General features: G+C 65.6%; 22 protein-coding genes and 1 tRNA gene. 11 read left to right on the top strand and 12 right to left on the bottom strand.

Annotation, left to right across the window (positions count from 1 at the left end):
* Positions 1–23 precede the first annotated feature (23 nt).
* Positions 24–254, bottom strand: coding sequence for a mycoredoxin (locus ACIA8C_RS03940; protein WP_150402880.1), 231 nt, complete (start codon positions 252–254; stop codon positions 24–26).
* A 121-nt stretch (positions 255–375) separates the two neighbouring features.
* On the opposite strand from ACIA8C_RS03940, the gene ACIA8C_RS03945 reads away from it, so the two are divergent.
* The 3 genes from ACIA8C_RS03945 to ACIA8C_RS03955 are packed head-to-tail and all read left to right on the top strand — an operon-like array spanning position 376 to position 1,691.
* Complete coding sequence (locus tag ACIA8C_RS03945; RefSeq protein WP_397130698.1) at positions 376–798, top strand: SRPBCC family protein; 423 nt, start codon at positions 376–378, stop codon at positions 796–798.
* Positions 795–1,229, top strand: coding sequence for an EVE domain-containing protein (locus ACIA8C_RS03950; protein WP_397130699.1), 435 nt, complete (start codon positions 795–797; stop codon positions 1,227–1,229). Before ACIA8C_RS03945 ends, ACIA8C_RS03950 begins: the two co-directional genes overlap by 4 nt.
* A 9-nt stretch (positions 1,230–1,238) precedes the next feature.
* Positions 1,239–1,691 (top strand): MarR family winged helix-turn-helix transcriptional regulator, encoded by a 453-nt coding sequence (locus ACIA8C_RS03955; RefSeq protein ID WP_397130700.1) that lies wholly within the window; start codon positions 1,239–1,241, stop codon positions 1,689–1,691.
* Here ACIA8C_RS03955 and ACIA8C_RS03960 read toward each other — a convergent pair.
* Complete coding sequence (locus ACIA8C_RS03960) at positions 1,686–2,951, bottom strand: low temperature requirement protein A (RefSeq protein WP_397130701.1); 1,266 nt, start codon at positions 2,949–2,951, stop codon at positions 1,686–1,688. The two genes, ACIA8C_RS03955 and ACIA8C_RS03960, sit on opposite strands and share 6 nt — an antisense overlap.
* Before the next feature lie 51 nt (positions 2,952–3,002).
* On the opposite strand from ACIA8C_RS03960, the gene ACIA8C_RS03965 reads away from it, so the two are divergent.
* The 3 genes from ACIA8C_RS03965 to ACIA8C_RS03975 all read left to right on the top strand — a co-directional run bounded on the left by ACIA8C_RS03965 (position 3,003) and on the right by ACIA8C_RS03975 (position 6,077).
* The gene (locus ACIA8C_RS03965; RefSeq protein WP_397130760.1) at positions 3,003–5,171 is read left to right on the top strand and encodes an ATP-dependent DNA helicase UvrD2; all 2,169 of its coding nucleotides are present in this window, start codon (positions 3,003–3,005) and stop codon (positions 5,169–5,171) included.
* A gap of 111 nt (positions 5,172–5,282) precedes the next feature.
* Positions 5,283–5,615 (top strand): hypothetical protein, encoded by a 333-nt coding sequence (locus ACIA8C_RS03970; RefSeq protein WP_397130702.1) that lies wholly within the window; start codon positions 5,283–5,285, stop codon positions 5,613–5,615.
* Between the two features lie 138 nt (positions 5,616–5,753).
* On the top strand, positions 5,754–6,077 hold the full coding sequence (locus tag ACIA8C_RS03975) for a WhiB family transcriptional regulator (RefSeq protein WP_397130703.1): 324 nt from the start codon (positions 5,754–5,756) through the stop codon (positions 6,075–6,077).
* A gap of 163 nt (positions 6,078–6,240) precedes the next feature.
* Here the strand turns inward: ACIA8C_RS03975 and ACIA8C_RS03980 are convergent, their stop codons facing one another.
* From ACIA8C_RS03980 to ACIA8C_RS04000, 5 genes are all read right to left on the bottom strand, one after another.
* Positions 6,241–6,849 (bottom strand): helix-turn-helix domain-containing protein, encoded by a 609-nt coding sequence (locus ACIA8C_RS03980; RefSeq protein WP_397130704.1) that lies wholly within the window; start codon positions 6,847–6,849, stop codon positions 6,241–6,243.
* Positions 6,850–6,973: 124 nt separating this feature from the next.
* Entirely contained in the window at positions 6,974–7,330 is a 357-nt protein-coding gene (locus ACIA8C_RS03985) for an SSI family serine proteinase inhibitor (RefSeq protein ID WP_397130705.1), read from the bottom strand.
* Positions 7,331–7,530: 200 nt separating this feature from the next.
* Positions 7,531–8,874, bottom strand: coding sequence for an ABC1 kinase family protein (locus ACIA8C_RS03990; protein WP_397130706.1), 1,344 nt, complete (start codon positions 8,872–8,874; stop codon positions 7,531–7,533).
* 77 nt (positions 8,875–8,951) lie between these two features.
* A complete protein-coding gene (locus ACIA8C_RS03995; protein WP_397130707.1) occupies positions 8,952–9,857 on the bottom strand; it encodes a hypothetical protein in 906 nt (301 codons plus the stop codon).
* 86 nt (positions 9,858–9,943) lie between these two features.
* A complete protein-coding gene (locus ACIA8C_RS04000; RefSeq protein ID WP_397130708.1) occupies positions 9,944–11,374 on the bottom strand; it encodes a zinc-dependent metalloprotease in 1,431 nt (476 codons plus the stop codon).
* 126 nt (positions 11,375–11,500) lie between these two features.
* Here ACIA8C_RS04000 and ACIA8C_RS04005 point away from each other — a divergent pair, with 126 nt between their 5' ends.
* Positions 11,501–12,526 carry a PDZ domain-containing protein gene (locus ACIA8C_RS04005; RefSeq protein WP_397130709.1) on the top strand — a complete coding sequence of 342 codons (1,026 nt, stop codon included), beginning with the start codon at positions 11,501–11,503 and terminating at the stop codon, positions 12,524–12,526.
* Between the two features lie 10 nt (positions 12,527–12,536).
* Here the strand turns inward: ACIA8C_RS04005 and ACIA8C_RS04010 are convergent, their stop codons facing one another.
* Positions 12,537–13,136, bottom strand: coding sequence for a PPA1309 family protein (locus tag ACIA8C_RS04010; protein WP_397130710.1), 600 nt, complete (start codon positions 13,134–13,136; stop codon positions 12,537–12,539).
* Between the two features lie 481 nt (positions 13,137–13,617).
* Here ACIA8C_RS04010 and ACIA8C_RS04015 point away from each other — a divergent pair, with 481 nt between their 5' ends.
* Positions 13,618–16,620, top strand: coding sequence for a UPF0182 family protein (locus ACIA8C_RS04015; protein WP_397130711.1), 3,003 nt, complete (start codon positions 13,618–13,620; stop codon positions 16,618–16,620).
* Positions 16,621–16,978: 358 nt separating this feature from the next.
* On the opposite strand, the gene ACIA8C_RS04020 is transcribed toward ACIA8C_RS04015, so the two are convergent.
* Entirely contained in the window at positions 16,979–17,539 is a 561-nt protein-coding gene (locus ACIA8C_RS04020; RefSeq protein WP_397130712.1) for a transglycosylase family protein, read from the bottom strand.
* 536 nt (positions 17,540–18,075) lie between these two features.
* On the opposite strand from ACIA8C_RS04020, the gene ACIA8C_RS04025 reads away from it, so the two are divergent.
* Positions 18,076–18,149, top strand: a tRNA-Met gene (locus ACIA8C_RS04025).
* A 243-nt stretch (positions 18,150–18,392) separates the two neighbouring features.
* Here ACIA8C_RS04025 and ACIA8C_RS04030 read toward each other — a convergent pair.
* Entirely contained in the window at positions 18,393–18,746 is a 354-nt protein-coding gene (locus ACIA8C_RS04030; protein ID WP_397130713.1) for a hypothetical protein, read from the bottom strand.
* A gap of 656 nt (positions 18,747–19,402) precedes the next feature.
* Between ACIA8C_RS04030 and ACIA8C_RS04035 the strand changes: the two genes are divergently transcribed.
* Together ACIA8C_RS04035 and ACIA8C_RS04040 are read left to right on the top strand one after the other, a co-directional pair.
* Positions 19,403–19,780 (top strand): hypothetical protein, encoded by a 378-nt coding sequence (locus tag ACIA8C_RS04035; protein WP_397130714.1) that lies wholly within the window; start codon positions 19,403–19,405, stop codon positions 19,778–19,780.
* Between the two features lie 33 nt (positions 19,781–19,813).
* Positions 19,814–20,428, top strand: a complete 615-nt coding sequence (locus ACIA8C_RS04040) for a hypothetical protein (RefSeq protein WP_397130715.1) — start codon at positions 19,814–19,816, stop codon at positions 20,426–20,428.
* Positions 20,429–20,528: 100 nt separating this feature from the next.
* Here the strand turns inward: ACIA8C_RS04040 and ACIA8C_RS04045 are convergent, their stop codons facing one another.
* A complete protein-coding gene (locus ACIA8C_RS04045) occupies positions 20,529–21,662 on the bottom strand; it encodes an SDR family oxidoreductase (RefSeq protein WP_397130716.1) in 1,134 nt (377 codons plus the stop codon).
* Positions 21,659–23,905: an MMPL family transporter gene (locus ACIA8C_RS04050; protein WP_397130717.1), complete on the bottom strand. Its 2,247-nt coding sequence runs from the start codon at positions 23,903–23,905 to the stop codon at positions 21,659–21,661. The genes ACIA8C_RS04045 and ACIA8C_RS04050 overlap by 4 nt, the downstream gene beginning before the upstream one ends.
* Positions 23,906–24,439: the final 534 nt, after the last annotated feature.

A 24,439-nucleotide genomic window follows, 5' to 3' on the forward strand; every position in this document is an offset into this window, starting at 1 on the left:
GAGGTCTGGGAACTATCTGGTGATCAGGCCAGTGCGGCCAGCGCCTGCTTGACGGCAACCAGGGTCGGATTGGTCGCGGTCGAGCCGTCCGCGAATTTCACCGTCGGCACCACATGGTTGCCACCGTTGACGCTGCCCACGAACTCGGCCGATGCCGGATCTTGTTCGATGTCGATCTCGATGTAGCTGATACCGGACTCGTCCAGCTGCTTCTTCAGCCTGCGGCAGTAGCCGCACCAGGTGGTCGAGTACATCGTCAGGTCGGGAGTTGCGTCAGTCACGGATTGTGCAACGCCGATCAGGTCGCCGGTGTTCCAGTCAAGTCTTTTTCCGCTGCCTCTTGCGTGGGTTTTAGTAAGCGCGCATGCTAAACGCATGACGATCATCGCCACCGCGCAAGCCAGCTCGACCGCACCAGCCGCCGCCTTCTTCGCCAAGTGGGCGGACATGGCCACCTGGCCGGAATGGAACAACGACACCGAATGGGTTCGTCTCGACGGCCCGTTCGTCCAGGGCGCGACGGGGACGTTGAAGCCGAAGGGTGGACCGAAGGTGCCCTTCGTCGTCGAGCGGCTGAACGACACCGAATTCGTCGACGTCTCCGCGCTCATCGGCGCCCGGCTCGCCTTCGACCACCAGATCACCGAGGCCGACGGCCGCACCACGATCAGCGTCACCGTCTCGATCGACGGACCGCTGCGCTGGCTGTGGACCAAGGTGATGGGCGGCGACCTCGCCACATCGGTGCGGACCGACCTCGACGCGCTCATCGCCGCCGCCGAGGGGGTGCGGGCATGACCAAATACTGGCTGGGCGTGGTGTCCAAGGAACACGTACTGCGCGGCGTCGAACTCGGCATCGCGCAGGCCAATCATGGCAAGCGGGCGGCCGTCGAACGCATGCGGCCGGGTGACATCCTCATCTACTACTCGCCGCGCGAGGGCATGCGCTCCGGCGCCGCGGTCCGCGCGTTCACCGCGATCGGCACCATCGACGACCGCCCCGCTTGGCAGGCCGACCCGGTCGAACTGCCGGACGGCGGCTGCTTTCAGCCGTGGCGCCGGTCGGTCAGCTACCGAGCCGAGGCCGAGCAGGTGGCGATCGACGAGCTGCGCGACGAGCTCGATCTGACCAGCTCACCGAACTGGGGAATGGTTTTGCGGCGCGGCCTGATAGAACTCACCGCACACGATCATGCGGTGATCGCGAAAGCGATGACCGGCGAGTGAGGGAGGCCGATGAGGAATGAGGGGCTACGCACCGAGTTCGAGCAGGCCGACGAAAGTCCTGGCTTGTTGCTCTGGCAGGTGACCAATCGGTGGCAGGCGGCACAGCGCGCGGCGCTCGCGCCGTTCGACCTCACCCACGTGCAGTTCGTGCTGCTCGCCTCGCTCACCTACCTCGCGGTGACCGGCGACCCGGTGATGCAACGCGACCTCGCCGCGCAGGCCGCCACCGACCCGATGATGACCTCCCAGGTGTTGCGCGCGCTCGAACAGAAGGGCCTGGTCGAGCGGCGCGATCACCCGAGCGATCGGCGGGCGAAGTCGCTGGTGCCCACCGAAGCCGGTGTGGCACTGGCGAATCGGGCGGTGGTCGCGGTGGAGGCCTGCGATCGCGAGTTCTTCGGCCCGCTCGGCGCGCGGACCGGGCAGTTCGCCACCGACCTACGCAGCCTGCGGCGGCTATAAGATCTCGTCGATCCCGAGGCCGTGGTGCGGCCACGGCGTCCGGCGTGGCCGGTCGGGACCGGACCCGGCGCCCCATTGGCCCGCGGCGCGCGTCTGGCACAGCAGCGCCCAAAGGCACAGGGCCACAACCCCATACACCAGGCCGAGCGCCCCGATCCGCGGCCCGAAGGCGCCGAGCACCACCGCGAGCACCGCACACGGCAGCGGCCAGGTCAGCACCCAGCGCCAGCCGGCCCCGCTGCGCGCGCCACCGAGCCCGGTGATGATGAAATACGCCGCCGCGCCGCCGGCCAGCGACCAGCCGATCCCGGTGGAGACGTGTCCCTTCGCGTGTTCGACGGCCAGGCCGAGACCGGCCGTGATCGTGGCGATCGCGCCGGTGACCCAGCAGTGCATGGCCATGACGTGTTGCCTCGGTATCGACGCGTCCGTCTCCTCACCCGTCATCAGGCGCGGCACGAAGCCGTACAGCAGGGTCAATGCCCACAGGCTCGCCAGCACCACGAACGCGCCGAAGCCGAGGGCGAGCACCTGCACATTCCAGGTCACCGCGCCCACCGCGCCGATCACCGCGATGACGCCCTCGCCGAGCACGATGATCACGTACAGGCCGAGCCGCTCGCCGAGATGCGCCGGATTGGTGTGCAGCGCCTTGACTTTCGGCGGCTCGACACCCTTGAAGCGGCGCGAGTTGCGCACCCGGCGGTCGATCGCCTCCTGCGCGCCCGCCATCATCTGTTCGCCGGTCAGCGCGAACATCAGCCACAGATCCAGGGCGAGGCCGAGCGCCCACAGCCAGTACTTCCACGGTTCGGGCACCCAGAGCGAGACGATCCACGGCAGCACGCCGATGGACAGCTGGGTGATCGGCCAGTCGACCATCAGCCTGCCGCGCCCCCAAACCTGCGCGGCCACCATGCGCACCAGCACGTAGACCGCCGCGAACGTGGTCGCGTGCCGGTCCGGGATGCCGGTGACCGCCGCCGCCATCACGCCGAGGCCGAGCATCGCCCCGAGCATCAGGTAGATCCTGGTGTGATCGCGGGCGATGTTGCCGTACAGCATGATGCACGCCCAGACCGTCCAAAAGGCCAGGTAGAGCAGGACATACAGGGCGAAGTCGCCGAGTGTGGGGCCGCGATGCAGCAGGTGGGTGAGCTGACCGATGCCCGCGACCGCGACGAGGTCGAAGAACAGCTCCATCCAGGTCGCGTGCTGGTCGGTCGGTTGCGCGTCGGTCGACGGCGTGTCGTGTGCCACGAGGGGACAGTATTGCGCGCGCGGCGAGAGTTGTCGGCGGGCACTGTCATGATGGGTGCCGTGTCGTCAACCAGTACGCACCAACCGACCGGCCCCGCGCTGGATTCGCTCGACCCCGAACAGGCCGCCGCCGTGCGCGCGCCACGGGGTCCGGTGTGCGTACTCGCGGGGGCGGGCACCGGCAAGACCAGGACCATTACCTATCGGATCGCGCATCTGGTGTCCGCGGGACACGTGAAGGCAGACCAGGTGCTCGCGGTCACCTTCACCGCGCGGGCGGCGGGGGAGTTGCGCAATCGGCTGCGCGCGCTCGGTCTCGGCGGCGACGCGAACCAGGTGCAGGCGCGCACCTTCCACGCGGCCGCGCTGCGCCAGCTCAAATACTTCTGGCCGCAGATCGTCGGCGATGTGCCGTGGCGGCTGATCGACGGCAAGTTCCCGATCGTCGCGCAGGCGGCGAACCGGGCCGGGCTCTCCTCGGCCACCGACAGCGTGCGCGACCTGCTCAGCGAGATCGAATGGGCGAAGGCCTCGCTCATCGCGCCGGAGGACTATCCGGCGGCGGTGGCCAAGCAGCGCCGCGAGACGCCGTACGACGCGCTGCGGGTGGCCGAGGTGTACGCGGGGTACGAGAAGCTCAAGGCCACGCCGGACGGTCTGCTGCTCGACTTCGACGACCTGTTGCTGCACACGGCGGCGGCGCTGGAGGACTATCCGGCGGTGGCCGACGAATTCCGTGGCCGCTATCGCAGTTTCGTGGTCGACGAGTATCAGGACGTCACCCCGTTGCAGCAGCGCGTGCTCGACGCCTGGCTCGGCGAGCGCGACGACCTGACCGTGGTCGGCGACGCGAACCAGACGATCTACTCGTTCACCGGCGCTACCCCCGGCTATCTGCTCGACTTCTCCCGCCGCTTCCCCGACGCCACCGTGGTCCGGCTGGAACGCGACTATCGCTCGACCCCGCAGGTGGTCTCGCTGGCCAACCGGGTGATCGGCGTGGCGCGCGGACGTATCGCAGGCACTCGGCTGCAGCTCATCGGCCAGCGCCCGGACGGGCCCGAGCCGGTCTTCGCCGAATACGACGACGGCCCGGCCGAGGCTGCCGCCGTAGCGAAGTCGATCAAACGGTTGATCGACGCGGGCACACCCGCCGCCGAGATCGCCGTGCTCTACCGGATCAACGCGCAGTCCGAGAGCTACGAGCAGGCGCTCACCGAGCGCGGCATCGCCTACCAGGTGCGCGGCGGCGAGGGATTCTTCTCGCGGGCCGAGGTCAGGCAGGCCGTTTCGGTCTTGCGGCAGGCCGCGTCGCGCGACGACCTGCCCGCCGAGGCACGCAGCGGTGCCGCGCTGGTCACCCTGGTCCGCGCGGTGCTGGCGCCGGTCGGCCTCACCACGGAAGAGCCCGCCGGTGCGCAGGCACGGGAGAAATGGTCCTCGCTCGTCGCGCTGGTCAGCCTGACCGAGGAGCTGGTCAGCCACGACGACCAGCTCGACCTGCCCGGCCTGCTGCGCGAGTTGGCCGCCCGCACCGAGGCACGGCACCCACCGACCGTGCAGGGCGTCACGCTCGCCTCGTTGCATGCCGCCAAGGGTCTGGAGTGGGACGCGGTCTTCCTGGTCGGCGTGGCCGACGGCACACTGCCGATCGCGCACGTGCTCGCCGACGACGGCTCGGTCGGCGACGAGGCGAAGCTGGAGGAGGAGCGTCGGCTGCTCTACGTCGGCGTCACCAGGGCGCGCGAACATCTGCAGCTGTCCTGGGCGCTGGCGCGCGGCGAAGGCAAGCGCCGCACCCGCCGCCGGTCCCGGTTTCTCAACGGACTCGTCCCCGACGATTCGCCCGCGTCCAGGATCGCGACGCCGGTCGTCGAGGCGAAAGGCATGCGTCCGACCTGCCGAGTGTGTGCGAAGCCACTCATCGGCACCTATGCGACTATGCTTGGCCGCTGTCGTCGTTGCCCGGCGGAACTCGATACCGAACTTCTGGCGGCGCTGCAGGAGTGGCGCGCGGAGAAGGCGGAGGCCTTGCAGGTGCGCGAGTTCGTGGTGTTCACCGACACCACGTTGACCGCGATCGCCGAACAACTCCCAGGTGACGACGCCGCGCTGGCCGCGATCGCGGGCATCGGCGCGAAGAAGCTCGAACAGTACGGCGCCGACGTGCTCGCGATCATTGCCTCGCGGCTGCGCGCAAGACCCCAAAACCGCAGGTAGAAAATAGGTTGTACCGCCCGGCGAACTTGCCTATGGTGGGTTTTACGCACCGGGAGGCTATCCCGGCGCGCAGAGTTCAAACAGACACAACGAGTTAGGAGGGAGGCAGACGTGAACATCACATTCTTCAATGCGATCGGCGTTGCGGTGAATTCACCCATGTCGGCCTCCCGGGGGATCCTCGCCTTGCAGGGGATCGGTCTGTCCGAAATCGGTGTCTTCGGCACGCAGGCGCAACTCGCGCCCACGCATGCCCCGATGTGCACCGTCATTTTGGACAAGCCCAGTGCGGGTGGCTGGCACCCGTCTGTCGTCGAAACGGCAGACGTCAATGTCGCCGCAGCAGCCGGTTATGAGCCGGCGGATCTGCAGGCAACGCGCCTCCGCCCCGCACACCAAGCGATCGTGATCAGGACTCGACAGAGATGTCGAATACCTAGGTAGGGAACTTCCCTCCCAGACCTCCTGGCCACGGCTCGCACGAAGCGAAACCGTGGCCAATCTTTTTCGGCCCTTCAGCCAGCCGGCCCCGGTTTCGCGGACAACACAACGAACCGCTGCAACGAGCTGAAGGAGAACGACGTGTTCACCGCCCAGGAATGGCCACAGGCCACTACTGACGTGACATGCGAAACCGTGGCGCCGACCACTCGGACCCGGGAGGGCAACAAGTCCGTGCCTTGTCGAGCCGGAGATCCCGATCTCTGGTTCGCCGAGAGCCCCAACCAGTTGGAGCAGGCCAAGGCGCTGTGCGCCAGCTGCCCCATCCGCAGGGGCTGCTTGACCGCGGCCATGGATCGGCGCGAGCCGTGGGGTGTCTGGGGTGGCGAGATCTTCGAACAGGGGGTCGTCATCGCCCGTAAGCGCCCGCGCGGACGTCCGCGCAAGGTCGCGGTCCCGGCATGAAGCCGGGATTAACTTCCCTCCCTCCGGTCGATGTGCTCGATTCGGTTGGTCCTGACACGGGCCGAGCCAACGAACGAGAAAGCAGACGAACCGCTCACCTTCGCTCGGTGAGCGGCTCGTTTGCGTTGTCGTGCAGTGCTTTCGCCGGATTGTGGGGTGGGGATCAGGTTCGTCGTGGCCCGTGGGGTGCCCGGCGGACCGTCAGCCCGTCGGCAACGGCGAGCAAGAGTGTTCTGGTGTCGTCGGCGTGCGCCCACCAGCGGTGGCGCACGCCCGACGGGCAGTAAAAGGAGTCTCCGGTGGACAGCGTCACCTGTTCGCCGTTGGCGGCGACCGTGATGGTCCCGGAGACCACGTAGATCAATTCGTCGTTCTGATGCTTGAATTCACGCTCGTCGCGTGCGGTGCCGCCGGTGAACTCGAGTGCGCGCAGCTTCCTCGGCCCGTGCACCAGTGAGCGCACCGAACCGTCGTTGTTCCGATCGCCCTGTTCGAGCACGCCCTCGCCCGCCCGGACGATCACCGAGTCCGGCGTGCTGTCGGCCGCCGCCAGGAGTTCCGTCGCCGTGGTGTTGAGCGCGTCGGCTATGCGCTGCAACGAGCGCAGACTCGTATTGGTCCGCCCGTTTTCCAGCTGGCTCAGAAACGACTGCGACAATTCGGTCTTCGCCGCCAGCTGGGCCAGCGTCAGCCGGGCGGCCCGCCTGCGGTCATGCACGACGTTGCCGAGCCCGGGCCACCGCGCCCGGTCGTCGTGTCCGATCTGATGCACTTACTCAAAACCTCTCTCGTTGCTTCGCACAGTGTCAGCAGCGAGGTACGGAATCTCGTATTTACATCACGGTGATCGCAATGCTTCCAGAGCTTTCTGGCCAACGGTCATCGTCGACGCGACGTCAGAAGTCGAATACCGACACCGTCGTCGCGCGCAACACGCACGAATTGGAAAAGAAGCCATGATCGGAGATCGGCTGCCCGCGCCAGACACCGTCGATGGTGGCGACGACGGGATCGAAATCCTGCGAACACAGCGGCGGCACAGTGAAATCCGCGAGTTCGCGGATGTTGCCGTCGGCCGCCTCGAGATTCTGGCAGGCCTCCTTGGCTTTCGGATGGGTCCCGCCGATCGTCGGCGCGCAAATCAAGCTGACCACGCGCTTGTCGACCACCTCGACCGATACACCCGGCCCCACCGAGAGCGAAACCACCGACTGCGCGTCCTTGTCGGTCGCGGCATCGACCGGCGCGGCCACCGAGGATCCGAGCACCACCGCCGCACTGATCGAAACACCGACAATCCGACCGGTGCGCGACATGGCCATCACCCTTCGTAGACGGAGCCGATCCGACCTGAGACGAGGCTAATCGACCAGCCACCCCGCTCCCCGCAATTGGCGTCGCCCGGCTGGGTCTCGCCGATCGCGCGGCCTACGCCGACGACAGGCCGGACGGCTCAGCTGACGGTGCGCTCCTCGCGGAAACCGGGCATCCAGGTGCGCACCAGTTCCATGAAGGGCAGTTCGGCGTCGAGCTGGGCGAGGATGCCGACGGAGCCGCCGAGAACGCGGAAGATCATCACGTATTCGGCCGGGAGTTGCAGGGCGCGTGCGGTTTTCATCTCTTGGCTGGAGATATCGGAGGCCTTGCCCGCCACCCGCTGCATCCACTTGCGGGTGAAGTGGAACGAGTCGGACTTGATCGGGTCGGTGAAGGGGCGCAGGTAGTCGGCGATCTCCTTGTGCGTGACGGTACGGCCGGGGATGACCCAGCCGTTGTCGTACATCAGCTCGGTGAGCTCGGCGAAGCGTTCCTCGACCGCGAGCGCGAGCATCCGGCCGAGTACCACGGGGAAGCCGTTCGGCATCGGTGCACAGGCGCCGAAGTCGATGACGGCGAGCTTGCCGTCGGCGAGCATCATGAAGTTGCCAGGGTGCGGGTCGGCGTGCAGCAGGCCGACCGTCTGGGGGGAGGAGAAGTGGAAGCGGCCCATCAGTCCGGCGACCCGGTTGCGCAGCTCCCGGGTGCCCTCGGGATCCTCGGCGCCCGCCTTGATGATCGAGGAGACCGCGGTGCCGTCCAGCCATTCGGTGACGATCACCTTCGGCGCGCTGGCCACCACCTTGGGCACCACGATCTCCTGGTGCCCGTCGAAACCCTTGGCGAAGGCGCGCTGGTTGGTGGCCTCGTTGCGGTAGTCGAGCTCTTCCTCGGTGCGCTCGGTGATCTCGGCCAGGATCGGCTTGACGTCGGCGCCGGGGATGACCGACGCGAGCAGCCCGGTCATCCGGTTGAGCGTCTTGAGGTCCGCGCGCAACGCCTCGTCGGCGCCGGGGTACTGCACCTTCACCGCGACGGTGCGCCCGTCCGACCACACCGCCTTGTGCACCTGCCCGATGCTGGCCGACGCGGCCGGGCTGTCGTCGAACTCCCTGAACCGCTCCCGCCACTGGGTGCCGAGCTGCTGGTCGAGCACCCGATGCACGGTCTCGGCGGGCATCGGCGGCGCGGCGGCCTGCAATTTGGTCAGTGCCTCGCGGTAGTGCTCGCCGAACTCCTCGGGGACCGCGGCCTCCATCACGCTGAGTGCCTGCCCGAACTTCATCGCGCCGCCCTTGAGCTCGCCGAGCACGGTGAACAGCTGCTCAGCGGCCTTCTGGTTCAGCTGTGCGTTGATCTCGGTCCGGTCGCCGCCCGCCAGCTTCTTGCCGAACCCCACGGCGGCCCGCCCGGCGATACCGAGCGGAATCTTGGCCAACTTGGCGTTACGGGACGAGCGACGGCGCACAATCTCAGACACGTACCCATCATGGCGGAAGGAACCACCACTTAGCCATGGCAATCTTGAATCGACCCCTCGCACGGGAGTGACCCCGATCACTCGGTCTTCGATCGCGCAGGCAACCGAGTACGGCCTCGACATGCGGTGAGCCCAGCGGGAATTCGCCGGCAATCGCAGTCCGCGTGGCGCGGCCACCGCCGCCGATCGAGCAGGTGCGCGGCCAGGTCCAATTCGAGAGTCGCATCCAACGTGGCCAGCTTCCGCCGGGTCGACAGCGCGAGGATGTCCTCCACCTCGCTGACCGCGAGTGCGGCGGTGGCCGCGATCTTGGCCGGGGACGCGTGCCCGACCCGGCCCAGCAACTGCGCGGCCAAGTGCGGCCAGTCGGCATCGTTGTCGGCGCGCAGCAGGTCGGCACAGCGCAGGCAACTGGTCGCACCGGGCAGCACCAGCGGGCCGATCACGCCGCGGCCGTCGCGGATCCGCACCGGCAGGTGCGCGATCCGATGCCGCACCAGATCGTCGATGAGTCCAGGGTCGGCGATCATCGTGTCGGCCAACACCACCAGGTCGGCCCGCCAGCCGGACACCGGCGCCGCGTGCGGACGGTAGTCGCGCGAACGGCTCGGCCGGACACCGAGTTTGCGCAGCCCCGCGGCGATCGCGTCCGACATCGGCCCGAGCCCGTGCACCCGCACCGACCTGATCCGCCCGCCGCGATCCTCGGGATGTTCGAGCAGCCCGGCCTCGTCGAGCACATCGAGCAGCGCCACCGCGAGATCCGGCTCGACGCCGCATTCGCCTGCACGCCAGACGATTTGGGGCCTGGTCTGGGTCCCGTCGAGCAGGCGTAGGAAGGCGAGCACGGTGTCGGCGTCGAGCCCGGCGGCGTCGAGCAGCAACGCGGTCTCGGGGTGCCAGCCGAGTTGCACGGTGCCGGACGGGCGCACCAGCACGGTGACCTGCGGGGGCAGCATCGGACCGCGACACAGTGATGTCATGCCGGGCAGTATGCGCAACCCGTGCTGTCCGGCCGGTACCGAATCCCCTGGTTATCCACAGGGATTCGGCACTACCAACAGGACAATCAGGCGGACGTGCCGCTGTCCTTGCCCAGGTCCGGGCCGGACTCGCCGTTGTCCGCGCGTCGTTCGGCGGCCTCGTCGGACTTGTCTCGCTCGGCCTTTTCCCGCGCCTCGGTCTCGGCCAGCTGCGCCAGCGGATCGTCGAACGCGGTGGTGCCGCCGCCGATCACCGAATCGATGAATCCGGCGGGGGAGTCCAGGTCGTTGGAGTCGGGCAGCAGGTCAGGGTGCGCCCAGACGCCGTCGCGCTTTTCCACGCCCGCGTCACTGGTGAGCCTGCGCCACAATGCGGCCGCCTCCCGCAGCTTGCGCGGCCGCAGCTCGAGCCCGACCAGGGTCGCGAACGTCTGCTCGGCCGGACCACCGGTGGCCCGTCGCCGACGCAGCGTCTCGGCCAGCGCGCCCGCGCCGGGCAGCCGGTCACCGACGGCATCGGTGACCACGACCTCGACCCAGCCCTCGATCAACGCGAGCAGCGTCTCCAATCGTTCCAGCGCCTGCTTCTGTTCCGGCGTGGTCTGCGGCTCGAACGCGCCCTGCGACAGAATCTCCTCGAGCTTGCCCGGATCGGTCAACGCCGTCGGGTCGATGCCCTGGGCGGCTTCCTCCAGCGCGGAGAAGTCCATCCGGATGCCGCGCGCGTAGTCCTCGACCGCCGCGAGCACCTGCTGGCGCAGCCACGGTACGTGCCCGAACAGCCGCTGATGCGCGGCCTCCCTGGCCGCGAGGAACACCATGATCTCGCTCTCCGGCTGCTCCAGCCCCGCGCTGAATTCCGCGATGGCGGCGGGCAGCAGGGCGGCGGTACCGGTCGGGCCGAGCGGCAGGCCGATATCGGTGGAGGTCAGCACCTCCTTGGCGAGCTGGCCGAGCGCCTGGCCGAGCTGCGAGCCGAACGCGAGGCCGCCCATCTGGCCGAGCATGCCGACCATCGGCGCCGCGAATTCCTTGGCCTCTTCCGGCAGCGACGCGGTCCACATGCCCGATATCTGCTGGGCCACCGGATCGCACAGCCGCTGCCAGGTGGTCAGTGTCTCTTCGATCCAGTCGTTGGCGGTCCACGCGACGGTCTTGCTCGCACCCGCGGGCAGGGTGGTCGCGCCGTCGAGCCACAACTCGGCGAGGTGCGCGGCATCGGCGACGGCACTCGCCGTCTTCGCCGACACCGGGGTCACGCTCGCGCCGAGCTGCTGGCGGGCCAGCCGCTTGGCGACGTCGTAATTCACCGGGCCGGACTGCGCCGAACCCGGCTGCCCCATGCCGCTGAGCATCTGACCGAGCGAGGTCAACATCTGCCCGAGCTGTGACGGATCGAAACCGCCGCCCGGTCCACCCACTCCGAACGGGTTGTTCGACTCGGGGCCGCCCGGCTCGTCACCGCGCTTGCGGTCGTCGTCGTCGCGGTTCGAAAATCCGAAGGGGACGTCACTCATATGGTTCACGTTACGCGTCCAGTGCAGGCAGTTGATGTTCGCGCGGCGCGAAACCAGGGACGCGCGGCAACGCCGAATGTCCGCCTCTACCGCCGTTCGACGGCGGCCATCATTACTGTGGTCCAGGTGAATCGTCGGATCCTCACCCTGGTTGCCGCTCTGATCCCGGTGCTCGTGCTCGGCGCGCTCGGCACCGTGCTCACTGTGCCGTTCGTCGCACTCGGCCCCGGCCCCACCTTCAACACACTCGGCAAGGTCGACGGCAAAGAGGTGGTCGACGTCCGCGGCACCGAGGTGGACCCGACCACCGGCCACCTCAATATGACCACCGTGTCGGTGCGCGACGGATTGAGCATCTTCGAGGCGTTCGGCTTCTGGGTGAGCGGCAAGCACGGCCTGGTGCCGCGCGCGGAGGTGTACCCGCCCGGAGTGTCGCGCGACGAGATCGACAAATCCAATCAGCAGGACTTCAAGGATTCCGAGGGCAACGCCGAGGTCGCGGCGCTGCACTACCTGAACATGCCGACCGTCGTGCTGCTGCGCAAGGTGGCCGAGGACGGCCCCGCCAAGGACGTACTGCACGCCGGCGACGAGATCATCAGCATCAACGGCGCGCCGATCACCGCGCCGAAGGACGTGGTCACCGCCGTGTCGTCGCAGCCGCCCGGTGCGCAGCTGACCATGCAGATTCGTCGGGACAGCGCCGAGCAGACCGTGCAGGTGACCCTCGGCGCCCGACCGGACGACAAGGACAAGGGCTACCTCGGCGTGACACCGGGGGAGGGCGCGCGCCCGCCGCTGCACGTCGACTTCAACCTCGCCGACATCGGCGGCCCGTCGGCCGGTCTGATGTTCAGTCTCGCGCTCATCGACAAGCTCACCCCCGGCGAGCTGGACGGCAGCAAGTTCGTCGCGGGCACCGGCACCATCGACCAGGACGGCAAGGTCGGCCCGATCGGTGGCATTCAGTACAAGATGATGGCCGCGCGCGACGCGGGCGCGGAGACCTTCATGGTGCCCGCCGCTAACTGCAACGAGGCCAAGCAGCGCACCCCCGACGGCCTGCGCCTGGTGAAGGTCGAAACCCTTACCAGCGCCGTGCAATCGCTCAACGACATCAACGCGGGCAAGGAACCCGTCAGCTGCGGCTGAGCCCGGCCGGTCAGTCCAGCCCGGACCACTCCAGCGTCGCGTGCAGCGCGTCGATGAGGTTGGGGGCCAGGTTCGGGTAGGTGCGCAGGTCCATATCGCCGAAGTCGTCCGCGTCGTCCGCCGGACGCAGCTGCAGCAGGCACAGCGACGCGCCCTCACGCAGCACCGCGGCGAACAGCCTGGCCTCGCGCCGTTCCGGATGTGCCTCCGCCGCGGCGCGCGCGGCCGCGTCGGCCGCCTCGTGGTCGGCGAGCAGCGGCACCAGCGCCTCGTCCAGGGTCGATTCGGCGTCCGGCGGCAGCACCACGATCTCCTGCACAAGCACGCAACCCTGCACGGCAGGCGGCCAGCTGGTAGTCGCGAGGAACTCGTCCAGCGCCACCGAGCCGCCCGTGATGTCGTCCGGAAACAGTTCCTGGGCAACGGGAGTCAGCTCGGCCGCCTCATCGACTTCCTCGAGCAGCTCAGGCTGGGCCGCCACCAGGTCGGCGGTCGGCACCAACGCAAACATCTGCGGCGGTCTACCCCACCCTTCGGCGTCGACGAATTCGGCGACCTCGCGGACAGCGCGGGCGAGGACGAGTTCGGCGTGCAGATCTGCGGGGGTCACGGAGAACATCCAATCAAACGGCCACCCACACCAATCACCAAACCCGCCGCTTCGTAATCACCAACCCCGGTCGCGTTCTTACCAACCTCACCAAATCAGTAGCCCTAGCCGCTTCCAGCCGAACCCAACCCAGCCCCAACGGAGCGAGTTTTACGAGCGACCGTTCGTGGCCCGTCTCGCGTCCGAGTGGTCGAAGCGCATGCGCCGCCGAACCCAACCTGCCCCCAACGGAGCGAGTTTTACGAGCGACCGTTCGTGGCCCGTCTCGCGTCCGAGTGGTCGAAGCGCATGCGCCGCAGGCGCGAGTCTCGACCGCTCGGACGCGAGACACCGGGGGCCACGAACACGCCGCGGCCACGCGGCAAATAAACACAGTTAGAGTGGGGCCGAACGGTCCGAAAGGACCACCCGCAACATCGGACTGCGGCATCTCGGCCGGATGTATCGGCGCGAGTGCCGCCGGACCTTGGAGAGTGGCACCGTGGGCATGCGGCCCCCCACCGGATTACCTTCGCTTTCCCGACGCAGCCGCGTACTGCTGCTGGCGGCTATTGCCCTTGCGGCGTTGCTGCTGCTCGGTCCGCGACTGACCGACACCTATACCAATTGGTTGTGGTTCGGCGAGGTCGGTTTCCGCAACGTGTATCTCACGGTGTTGCGGACGCGGATTCTGTTGTTCCTCGCTGTCGCGATCTTCGTCGGCGTGGTCGTGTGGCTGGCGTTGCTGCTCGCCTATCGGTCCCGGCCGGTGTTCGTGCCGGTGGCTGGCCCGAACGATCCGATCGCGCGCTATCGCACCACCGTGATGAGCAGGTTGCGGCTGTTCGGTGTCGGCATCCCGGTGCTGCTCGGCCTGCTGTCCGGCCTGGTGGCGCAGTCGAATTGGGTCACCGTCAATTTGTTCCTCAACAGCAGCTCGTTCGGCCAGCAGGACCCGCAGTTCCATCTCGACGTCAGTTTCTACGCCTTCGAGCTGCCGTTCTATCGGATGATTCTGAACTGGTTGTTCGTCGCGGTGGTCATCGCGTTCTTCGCCAGCCTGGTGACGCATTACGTTTTCGGCGGTCTGCGGCTGAGCGGTCGTGAGGGCACGCTGACCCGCGCCGCGCGCATCCAATTGGCTGTGCTCGCGGGGCTTTTCGTGCTGCTCAAGGCGATCGCGTACTGGTTCGATCGCTATGAGCTGTTGATGAGCAGCCGCAAGGAGCCCACCTTCACCGGTGGTTCCTTCACCGATATCAACGCGGTGCTGCCTGCCAAGCTTATTCTGTTGTCGATCGCGGTGATCTGCGCGATCGCCTTCTTCGCTGGCATCGTGCTGCGCGATCTGCGGGTGCCCGCCATGGCGGCCGCGCTGCTGGTGCTGTCCTCGATCTTGGTCGGCGCGGTGTGGCCGCTGGTGGTCGAGCAGTTCTCGGTGCGCCCGAACGCGGCGGACAAGGAGAGCGAATACATCCAACGCAATATCGCCGCGACCAGGCAGGCGTTCGGTATCACCGACGACAAGATCACGTATCAGGACTACAAGGGCGAGAGCAACAAGAGCCCGCTGCAGGTTCCGGTCGACGCCGCGACCATCGGCAATGCCCGGTTGCTCGATCCGAACATCTTGTCGCCCACCTTCACTCAGCTGCGTCAGCTGAAGAACTTCTACGGCTTCCCGGAGTCGCTTGACATCGACCGCTACAACATCGACGGCGATGTACAGGACTACATCGTGGCGGCCCGTGAGTTGTCGCCCGCGGCGTTGAGCGGCAACCAGAAGGACTGGATCAACCAGCACACTGTCTACACCCACGGCAACGGTTTCGTCGCCGCGCCCGCGAACCGGGTCAACAAGCCGCAAAGTGACGACCCGAACGCGACCGGCGGCAGCAGCGATAGCGGCTACCCGATCTTCATGGTCAGCGACCTGTTCACGCCGCCGGACAAGCAGCGGATCAAGGTCGATCAGCCGCGTATCTACTTCGGCGAGGTGATCTCGCAGGCCAGCCCGGACTACGCGATCGTCGGCGCGAAGGCGGCCGAGCGGCCGCGCGAATACGATTCCGACACCGCGCAATTCACCTACGCCGGTAAGGGCGGCGTGCCGATCGGCAACTGGTTCAACCGGCTTGCCTTCGCCGCCAAGTACGCCGAGCGCAACATTCTGTTCTCTTCGGCCATCAGCGACGACTCCAAGATCATCTTCAATCGCGATCCGCGCGATCGGGTGCAGAAGGTGGCGCCGTGGCTGACCACCGACGGCAACGCCTACCCGGCGGTCGTCAACGGGCGGATCCAGTGGATCGTGGACGCTTACACCACGCTGGACGACTACCCGTACGCGCAGAAGACCTCGCTGGACGGTGTCGAGGACAGTATCGACAAGAAGACCGGCAGGCTGCTTCCGCGTAAGCAGGTCAGCTACATCCGCAACTCGGTGAAGGCCACCGTCGATGCCTACGACGGCACGGTGAAGCTGTACGAGGTGGATTCGAAGGATCCGGTGCTGAAGGCCTGGCGTGGCGTGTTCCCCGGGGCGGTAGAGCCGGAGAGCGCGATCACCCCGGAGCTGCGGGCGCACTTCCGTTATCCGGAAGATCTGTTCAAGGTGCAGCGCGAGATGCTGACGAAGTACCACGTCGACGATCCGCGAGAGTTCTTCACCAACAACGCGTTCTGGTCGGTGGCGACCGACCCGACGATCGACGGTGGGGCTCCGGCCAACCAGCCGCCCTACTACGTGCTGCTCGGTGACCCGAAGGGCGGGAACAAGCCGGTCTTCAATCTGACCAGCGCGATGGTCGGCTACAACCGGCAGTTCCTGTCGGCGTATATCTCGGTGCGGTCGGATCCGGACGACTACGGCAAGTTCACCATCCTTCGATTGCCGACCGATACGCAGACGCTCGGCCCGCAGCAGACGCAGAACCGGATGACGACGGCGCCGGAGGTCTCTCGGGAGAAGACGCTGCTGTCCAACTCGAACAAGATCAAATATGGCAATCTGCTGACCTTGCCGATCGCCGACGGCGGCATTCTCTATGTTGAGCCGTTCTACAACGAACGTAATACCGGAGCTAACACCGCGACCTTCCCGCAGCTGCTGCGGGTCCTGGTGAGTTATCGGGACGAGGCGGGCAGCGTGAAGGTGGGTTATGCCTCCACCCTGGCCGAAGCGTTGAACCAGGTGTTGCCCGGAAGTGGGGCGCTGGCAACGCCATTCGGCGGCGACTCGGGCATTCGGCCTCGACCGGGTAGCACCCCGCCGCCGCCGCCACCGGAGCAGGGCACCCCGCCGCCGAACACCGGTACCCCGCCGCCCGCGGGCACCCCACCGCCGGCCGGTTCCGCCGCGGCCAAGGATGCCGCGGCCGCAGTACTGAATACGAAGATCGACGCGGTGCGTAATGCTATGCGCACCGGCAACTTCCAGGATTTCGGTCGAGCACTCGATGAGCTGGACGCGGCAGTAAAGGCGTACCAGGACGCGGGGCGCTAGCAACGTCAGCAAAGGAACGAAATACGCCGCCATCAGTGATGGCGGCGTATTTCGTTACGGTAAAGAAAGTTTCGGTTCCGAATGCTGTTTACCGATGTGGTTGCCAACGTTGGTTATCGGAACTCTGGAAGCAAACAAATTCATGATTGCCGATACTCGGTACCGCTTGTTGGACATCGGTCGTAATTGCACCAGCTCATGTCAGCGGCGTCGTAGCCGTCGGACTCCCGCCACTGATCGGCCGCCGCCATTACTTATGTCAAGTCAAGTCCTGCGGCGATTACAAGGGAGTGCGCGAACGGATCGGCGCCGCTATCCCGGCACGGGACAGCGGCACCGATCCGATGTCAGCCGAGGCTCAGCGGCCTGCGATCGACTCGATGAGCGAGCCGTTCTGCTCCAGGATCTGCTGGTACTGGGCTTCGAGGCCGTTCTGCTTGGCCAGGTCGCTTCCGACGGACTTGGCCTGCTCGACCAGGGCCTTCGGGCTGCCGGGAACGGCAGGAAGGGCGGGTGCGGCGGGCTCTGGGGCCTGCTCCGGCTCCTGAACCGCCTGGGGCTCCGGCTCGGATGTGCCCGGCCGCAGGTACTGGCCGCACACCGGCCAGGCGCCTTGGCCCTGGCTGGCGAGCACGTTTTCCGCGACGCGGATCTGCTCGTCCTTGCTTGCGTTGTTGGCGGAGCCGTGGCCACCGTTGGCGGCCCAGGTGCTCTGCGAGAACTGCAGGCCGCCGTAAAAGCCGTTGCCGGTGGCGATGCCCCAGTTGCCGCCGCTTTCGCACTGCGCGACGCCGTCCCAGTTATGGGCAGGCGCGGCCGATGCGGTCGCGGCGGAGAGTGCGAACGGGACGGCAACAAGGGCGCCGGTAACAGCGGCAAAGCCGAGGGCGCGGGCGTTGAACTTCCGGTTCTCAGTCATAAGTGCATTTCCCTCCCTGCGCCTACCAACTCGGCGAAACAGTCGCCGGTCCCTGCCCCCAGGTTGTCGGGGATCCTCGAACCGTGGGGCAGGGTCGCCGGTATTCGAACGGTTCGAGTTCGAGCCCTTCACGGGATGATCCGGGCCGTGAACGCACGGTAACGAAGAAATCTCGGCAGATCACGTCTTGATAACACTCGCATTCCATGATGCGAATAACCCGAATGTGGCCCTTTGCGCAGGTGAGTAATGCCGCCGACACGCATTCTGGACGGTCTGTTATAGCAACGTTATGTGTTCGAGATCACTACGATATTGTGACCCGGATCACGTTTGACCGGTTGCCACGCCCGGTGATAGGCCCATCTGCATCGACCGACCGTCCGTCGCGCGCACAGTCCGCCGCTGACAGGCTCGTGTGACCCCTCTCCTGCCTCCGGAACCCGCCCCCTTGCCGGGCTCCAAGGGGGCGAATGCGCTTCTAACCAGCCGATTTGGCGTCAACGTGAACCCGTGTGTAATGTTGTGTTTACCGACGCGGGGTGGAGCAGCTCGGTAGCTCGCTGGGCTCATAACCCAGAGGTCGCAGGTTCAAATCCTGTCCCCGCTACAGAAGGCCCAGGTCAGAGAGATTTTTCAATCTCTCTGACCTGGGCCATTTTTTCGGCCTTCTCGACCCTTACTCGACCTTTTGAACGGGATAGACCGCGTTCTGGATCGCGGCGGCCATCGCACCGTTGGGCCGGCGTCGCCGCGAGGCGTAGGTGTTGAGCGTCTGGGTAGGATTGACGTGGCCCACCAGATCGGCGACCAGCGCCGCCGACAGCAGCGAACATCCGCATCTCCGGCATGCCTATCCCAAACCCGAAGCTATGCCCACCGTCATGGCGGCGAGAAGCGCCACGGCCGCGCCTGCAATCAATGCCCCGACCCGGGCGCGGTGGATGCCCGGCCTGGTATGGCGCGAGACGAAGCCACCTGCGGCGGCTCCGAGGAGCGCCATAATCGGGCCACCACCGAAGAGCAGATAGAACAGACTTCCCATCGCGGCGTTGTCGGCTTCGCTGAGCCCGCGGGCTTCGCCGTACATGAAGACGGGGAACTGGTACACAGCCGCGACGATCGCGGCAGCCGGCGGCACCACCACGACGGCAGCCACGGCACCCCAGGGTGCTGCGTTCTTACCACTCGACGAAGCATCAGACATGCCTGGAACCTATGCCACCCGCAGCGCCGACAGCACCGAAGAAACACCTATATCGGGGGTGGAACTACTCCCCGGCTCGGTGCCGGAAATCAAGCCGGTCCACGGTCTGGAGGCATCCCATCGTGGGAGGGGAAGCTCAGCGCGAACGATCAAAGCCGCATCAAGACCGTGAAGGAAAGTGGGTAAGCCGGCGCGGATCATTCCACATGCTGACTCCAGTCGGCACGAGTGAGCCGTAATGCCGCAGTGTGCGCGTTCACGGACATCCGCATCTGCTGCATTTCGCGCTGGGTAGCCGCCGCTAAGTGCCAACGAACGGACTATTCATCGGCCGATGACCTCGCGAAACGGACATGCTGGTGGGAGGAATCCTATGGCCGTTGCTGAGTCTTGACCGAGCATTGGGTGGTGATCGGCGGCGGTGCGCAGCGCCGAGATCGGACCCATCCAGGTGCGATCCGGCGACGAATACGATGTGCCGACGCCTGCTGGGCGTTGGGGCGAGTGCACTCGAAACTAGCCAGGCCCGAGGCATCGGCAGAAATGCAGTGTTCGATGGTTCTGTATGGCAAGTATTTGCCCGAGATCGAATTCTTTACCCGCAGCGCTACCGGTGTCGAGACAAAATTCGGGGCCTGCTGTAGTTACCATTCAGAATGACCTTACAATCGATGGGAAGGTTTATGATGATGCGCAACCGAAACCGCATCGCCGCCGTTCTCGGCGCGTCTGGCTTGGCCTTCGTGAGCTGGATTTCACTGGCGCCTGCGGCCCATGCCGCCGTCCCGACTTATACCTGTGACAAGGTGAAAGCTACTCCGCACGACGCCGACACCGACGGGCCTGCGAAGGGGACGAAGAATTGCGTAGCATCCGATGGCGCACCTAGCGACGAAGATGAGTTGAAGTCGAGCGAGGCGAAATCCTTCATGATTGTCAGCAAGGATGGAAAGGTAACTTTCACATGCGAATCGATAGGCATCGTTGATCTGCCGCATGCAGTCCACGGACTCAGCTGCAAGCCTGCGTCCTAGCAGGCCTGTCATACAATCAAAGGGAGGCTTAAAATGAAAATGGGACGTCCGAAACAGCTCGATTCGATAGTTGTGACAGGTGTTCATAATGTTCGAACGCGTCGTCTAGCTCTTGCTGCTGCCGGATTTCTGATTGCGTCCACGGTTGGCTATAACGTGGTGAACGCCCCGAGCTCTACGGCGGCAGATGAAGAAACCTGCCCCGCCGGCGTGGGCAGTTTCGAGGTCGAAAACGACAAGAATCGCGACAGCGACCCGGACGAATTTGTGATGTACGCGGATGGCTCATTCGGGTCGTCAGGGAGATGTGCCGGTGGATTCAACGTCATGATGGATCACATCACCTTTACTGCGGACACCGAAAATAATACATGCATCTTCAGGGCTAGCACGAAGGGCGGCACAGCTGTCAAGCAAGACAATCAAGACCATGTCACGGAGAGGGAAACGGTAAAAAAGGGAAACCGGGCGGAGATAACTGTCCCGTTGAACGGAGATCCGGCAACCTTTACAGCAGTAGGTACAGTGGGCAACGACGACGTCGACAATTATACCGGCACAGTGAAAGGTCACGGAATAAAGAAATGTGACGCGATTCCGATCGGAGAATTCACTGTGACAGATCTTGTTTCTACGCCGATCCGGTAGTGATTCCCATAACAGGGGATCTTGATGAAACGAACTGTTTGCGCGTGCCGGGGTCCACACTGTGCGGCCCCGGCTATACATTGATCGCCTTGGATTTCCATTAATGGAAAACTGTTCTTGGCAGTCGCGCAGCCTTCGTCAGGTCCGCAAGTCCCGCATGGTCGACGTACCAACCGACCAGGGAGCGCAGATACTCGACATCCATCGGGAAATGAATTGCCGAACCGTACTGGTCGGCTACATCCTGAGCGAAGGATTTTGTTGCACCGGCGTGCTGACCGTAGAACTGCATGGTCTTATGGAATCGGCGCTCGATGGCTGTGAAACCGTCCGGAGAATCGACATAGTCGAGCCCCCTGATCCCTGCCGCCGCTGCCACGACCGATAAAAGGTCCCCTACCAACGGCGCGGAAGCATTCGTCAGATGTACGATCTTAGCGTCGAAGCCAGGGCGCGTCGACAGCGAAACCGCTTGTTGCACCATGATATCGATCGGAATCAGGTTGGTCTCGGCCGCGGGGTCGGCCACAATGTGCACCCGAGGCAAGGCCAGCGGTGCGCCGAGCAGGATCTCCGCCCGCCGCTTGAACCGTAGACCCTCCCGAACCATTCCGTAGAGCCCAGTGAAGCTGGTGGTCGCGAGCGTCCTACTGTGTCCGACAACGACACTGGGCCGCCAGATACAGGTCGACATCGAGTCACGTTTCGACACAACGCGTTCCGCGACGATCTTACTCAGTTCATATTGGTTGGTGGAGTTGGCGTCCAGCGGTACGGCAGATTCTTCGATACGTCCGACCGCATCCCCGGCCACGTAAGCGGTACTGACGTAATTGAATCGGGTGACGCCGATCTTCTCGGACAGGTCGAGCAGCCGCGCGGTGCCGTCCACATTCACCGCGAAGATTTCGTCCCTGTTCCGGTTGCCGAATTTCAGCGACGCCGCGCAGTGCCACACGTCGGTGATGCCGCGACTCGGCAGGTGCTCAGCGACGTGGGCGTCGGTCAGGTCGCCGGACACGACACGGATCCGGTCGCGATGCCGATGGACGAAATCCCGTTCCAGCCCATAGGACTCGGCAGCGGCCTGTAGCGCCGAGCGGCAGCGATCCGCGGCAGCCGAGCCGCCGGCGCGCACGAGCAGATGGACGGGTGCGTCGGTGTGCTCCAGCAGTTCGAGGGTGAGTGCGCCGCCGACGAATCCGGTGGCTCCGGTCACTAGATAGCCGCTCATTTCACTCCCTGGTCTTCTAGCTCGGGCCGCGTCCGCGACTGGTTCGGTTCGATCGTTTGGTGCTCGGCAGGTGTGCGCAGCGAGGGCAGCCACCAGTTCCAGCGACCCATGATCTGCATCAACGCGGGTACGAGGACAAGCCGGATCACGGTGGCATCGATGATCAGGGCTACGGCGACAGCGAAGCCGAACTGCTGGAGCCCCTTGATCTCCGACACCAGCAGGCTGCCGAACCCGACGGCAAGGATCACCGCGGCCAGCGAGATCGGGCGAGCGGTATGCAGCAGACCGACCGCGACCGAACGGCGATTGTCCCCGGTGGCCAGATATTCCTCCTGGATCCGACGGACGAGGAACAACTCGTAGTCCGTCGACAGGCCGAACAACACCACGAACACGATCAGCGGCAATTGCGGCCAGATCATTCCGGGGAACATCAGCGCGGTGAGCCCGAAAGCGGCGCCGGTGGCGAGCAAGCTCATCGCGATGGCCTTGAGCGGGAGCAGCAGACTGCGGAGCACAAAGACCAGCACAGTGAACAACAGGACAAGTACCCACCCGACAACCCACCACAGCTTCGCCGATGTCTCGGTGAGGATATCGGCGATGAGCGCGCTGGACCCGCCGACCAGCACCGGGAATCCGGGCGGCGCAGCACGCGGCACGATCTGCGAACGGATCCGGCGCACCAATTCCAGCACCTCCGCCGAGGGGGCGTTGTGCCTGGGGACCGCAATTATCGTGGTTAGGTCGACACCATTGTCGAGTATGCCGAGGGCGGCGACTTCAGGATCCGCGCGAAGGGCAGCTCGCAGCGCCCCGGTGTCAGGCTCAGCGCTGTTGACTGGCCGTGGCAGCAGAACGTTCACCATCGCTGTCAAACCGGGCACGTCGCGCTCGGTGATGCTCAGGCCGGTGACATCCGGCGTAGCGGCAAGTGCGCGGCGTTCGATGTCTATACCTAGCGTCATGCCGGGCATCGGCGTGGCCGCCAACAACAGAGCAGCGGCCACCGCGACGGCGTAGGGGCGAGGGTGACGCATCAGATGCTCTGCCCAGCGGGCCAACCATCCGCGATCTGCGGACACGGCATAGTCGAGCGACGCAGGCCGTGGCATCGATCGGGGCCGCCATTCGAGCCATCCGGCCAGCGACACCAGAACTGCCGGGAGCAGTGAGACCGAGGCAGCCAACGTGACCACAGTGACGGCGATAATGCCGATCGCGGTCTGCGCGAACACGTGCCAGCGCACCAGGAACAGGCTGATAAACGCAAGCAACAGGATTAATCCGGAGTAGACCACTGTCCGTCCGGTGGTGGCCGCGGCGGTCCGGATTGCCTGCTCGGGTTGGGCGCCCGCCGCCAACTCCTCCCGGTAGCGATTCATCACGAACAACGCATAGTCGATGCCGATCCCGAGCCCGATCGCGTTGACCCCGATAAGCAGCATGCCGTCCAGCGTGAAGATGCCTGGCAACACCGCGAATAGTCCCAAGGTCGTCACCACCGATGCGCCCGCCAGAACCACAGGCACCAGCGCGGCCACCGGTGCGCGCAGTCCGAGCAGTAACACCAGGATCGCGACTGGCACCGCGACCAATTCGATGCGCGTCAGGTCAGCAATTTCCGCTTGCTGCACGGCCTGGCCGAACGCCGACCCGCTGACCAGATACGCCCGCACCGCGCCTGCCGACGCGGTCTTGGTCGCCTCGTCGATCGCGGCTTGTTGGGCCGGCGCCCAGTCCTGGCGTTCTCGGTCGTTACCGGTGACCCCCACCAAAAGGTATGCAGTGTGCTCATCACGGAACAGCGGACGCAGCGGTTCCAGCAGCTCGGTCATCGCGGCCGCAGGCTTCGGATCACCGACCAGCGGCAGCAACACTATCCCGCGGATGCCGCCCTGGCGCCGTAGCGCCGACTTCCCGGCGCGCATCGCAGCCTGGAACACCGGGTCCGTCGCCCGCAGCGCCGGAGAATGCACCACCACGATCATCTGCTCATTGCCGAACGACGGCAGACCGGCAGCGATAACCGCACCCGCCCGCTGCGATGGGGAGCCAGACACCTCGATCGAGGGAGAAGCCAGCGATCCCAGCAGGTGTGGCAGACCGACCAACCCAATCGCTACCGTGACCAGCCATCCCGCGAACACCCGGTGCCGGTGCCGGACCATCACAGCTGCCACCCGGGCGAGAGCGTCCTCGCGCCCGCTCGGAACAATCTGCGATGGAAGCTCGATCACAGCAAACCTTCCCATCGACTGGCAGGTCATTCGAACGCGATACCGATCCCGAGACTGGGTGACGAAGACTTCCGTTGCGAGCGGAACGCGTCATTCGAGCTATGTCATATTCGCTGCCGCAGCAGCTGTGGATGGGGACTACTTCGACCGCGCATCCCTGGAGCATCAGGGTGCGGACGGCGTCGGTGAATTCGGTGACGAGACGTCCCCGCGCACTACCGAAAATCTCATCCGCGCACAGCTGCCGGCGGTTCAGTTTTCGGAGTGCCCCGGCCTCGGTGAGCACTGCCTCCGTGCAGAGCGCGAAGTCGCTATGCGCGGCGAAATGCTGCACAACAGGCCGAGAACCCCTAGAGAACGTCACACAGAGGAGCGTGGTTCCCAGCGGGCAGTTAGATGTCCGCGTTTGTCCGCACCATCACACGGTTCACAGCCGCACTGTAGGGTCTCAGAACTCGTGTCGGAATCTCAGAATGGTTGACGATGCTGTGGCGGATCCGCCACAGTTTTGAGATTCCGCTCCTCCTGGGGGCT

Origin of the sequence: Nocardia sp. NPDC051321 (genome assembly GCF_044455225.1) — a bacterium.
Lineage (GTDB): Bacteria > Actinomycetota > Actinomycetes > Mycobacteriales > Mycobacteriaceae > Nocardia.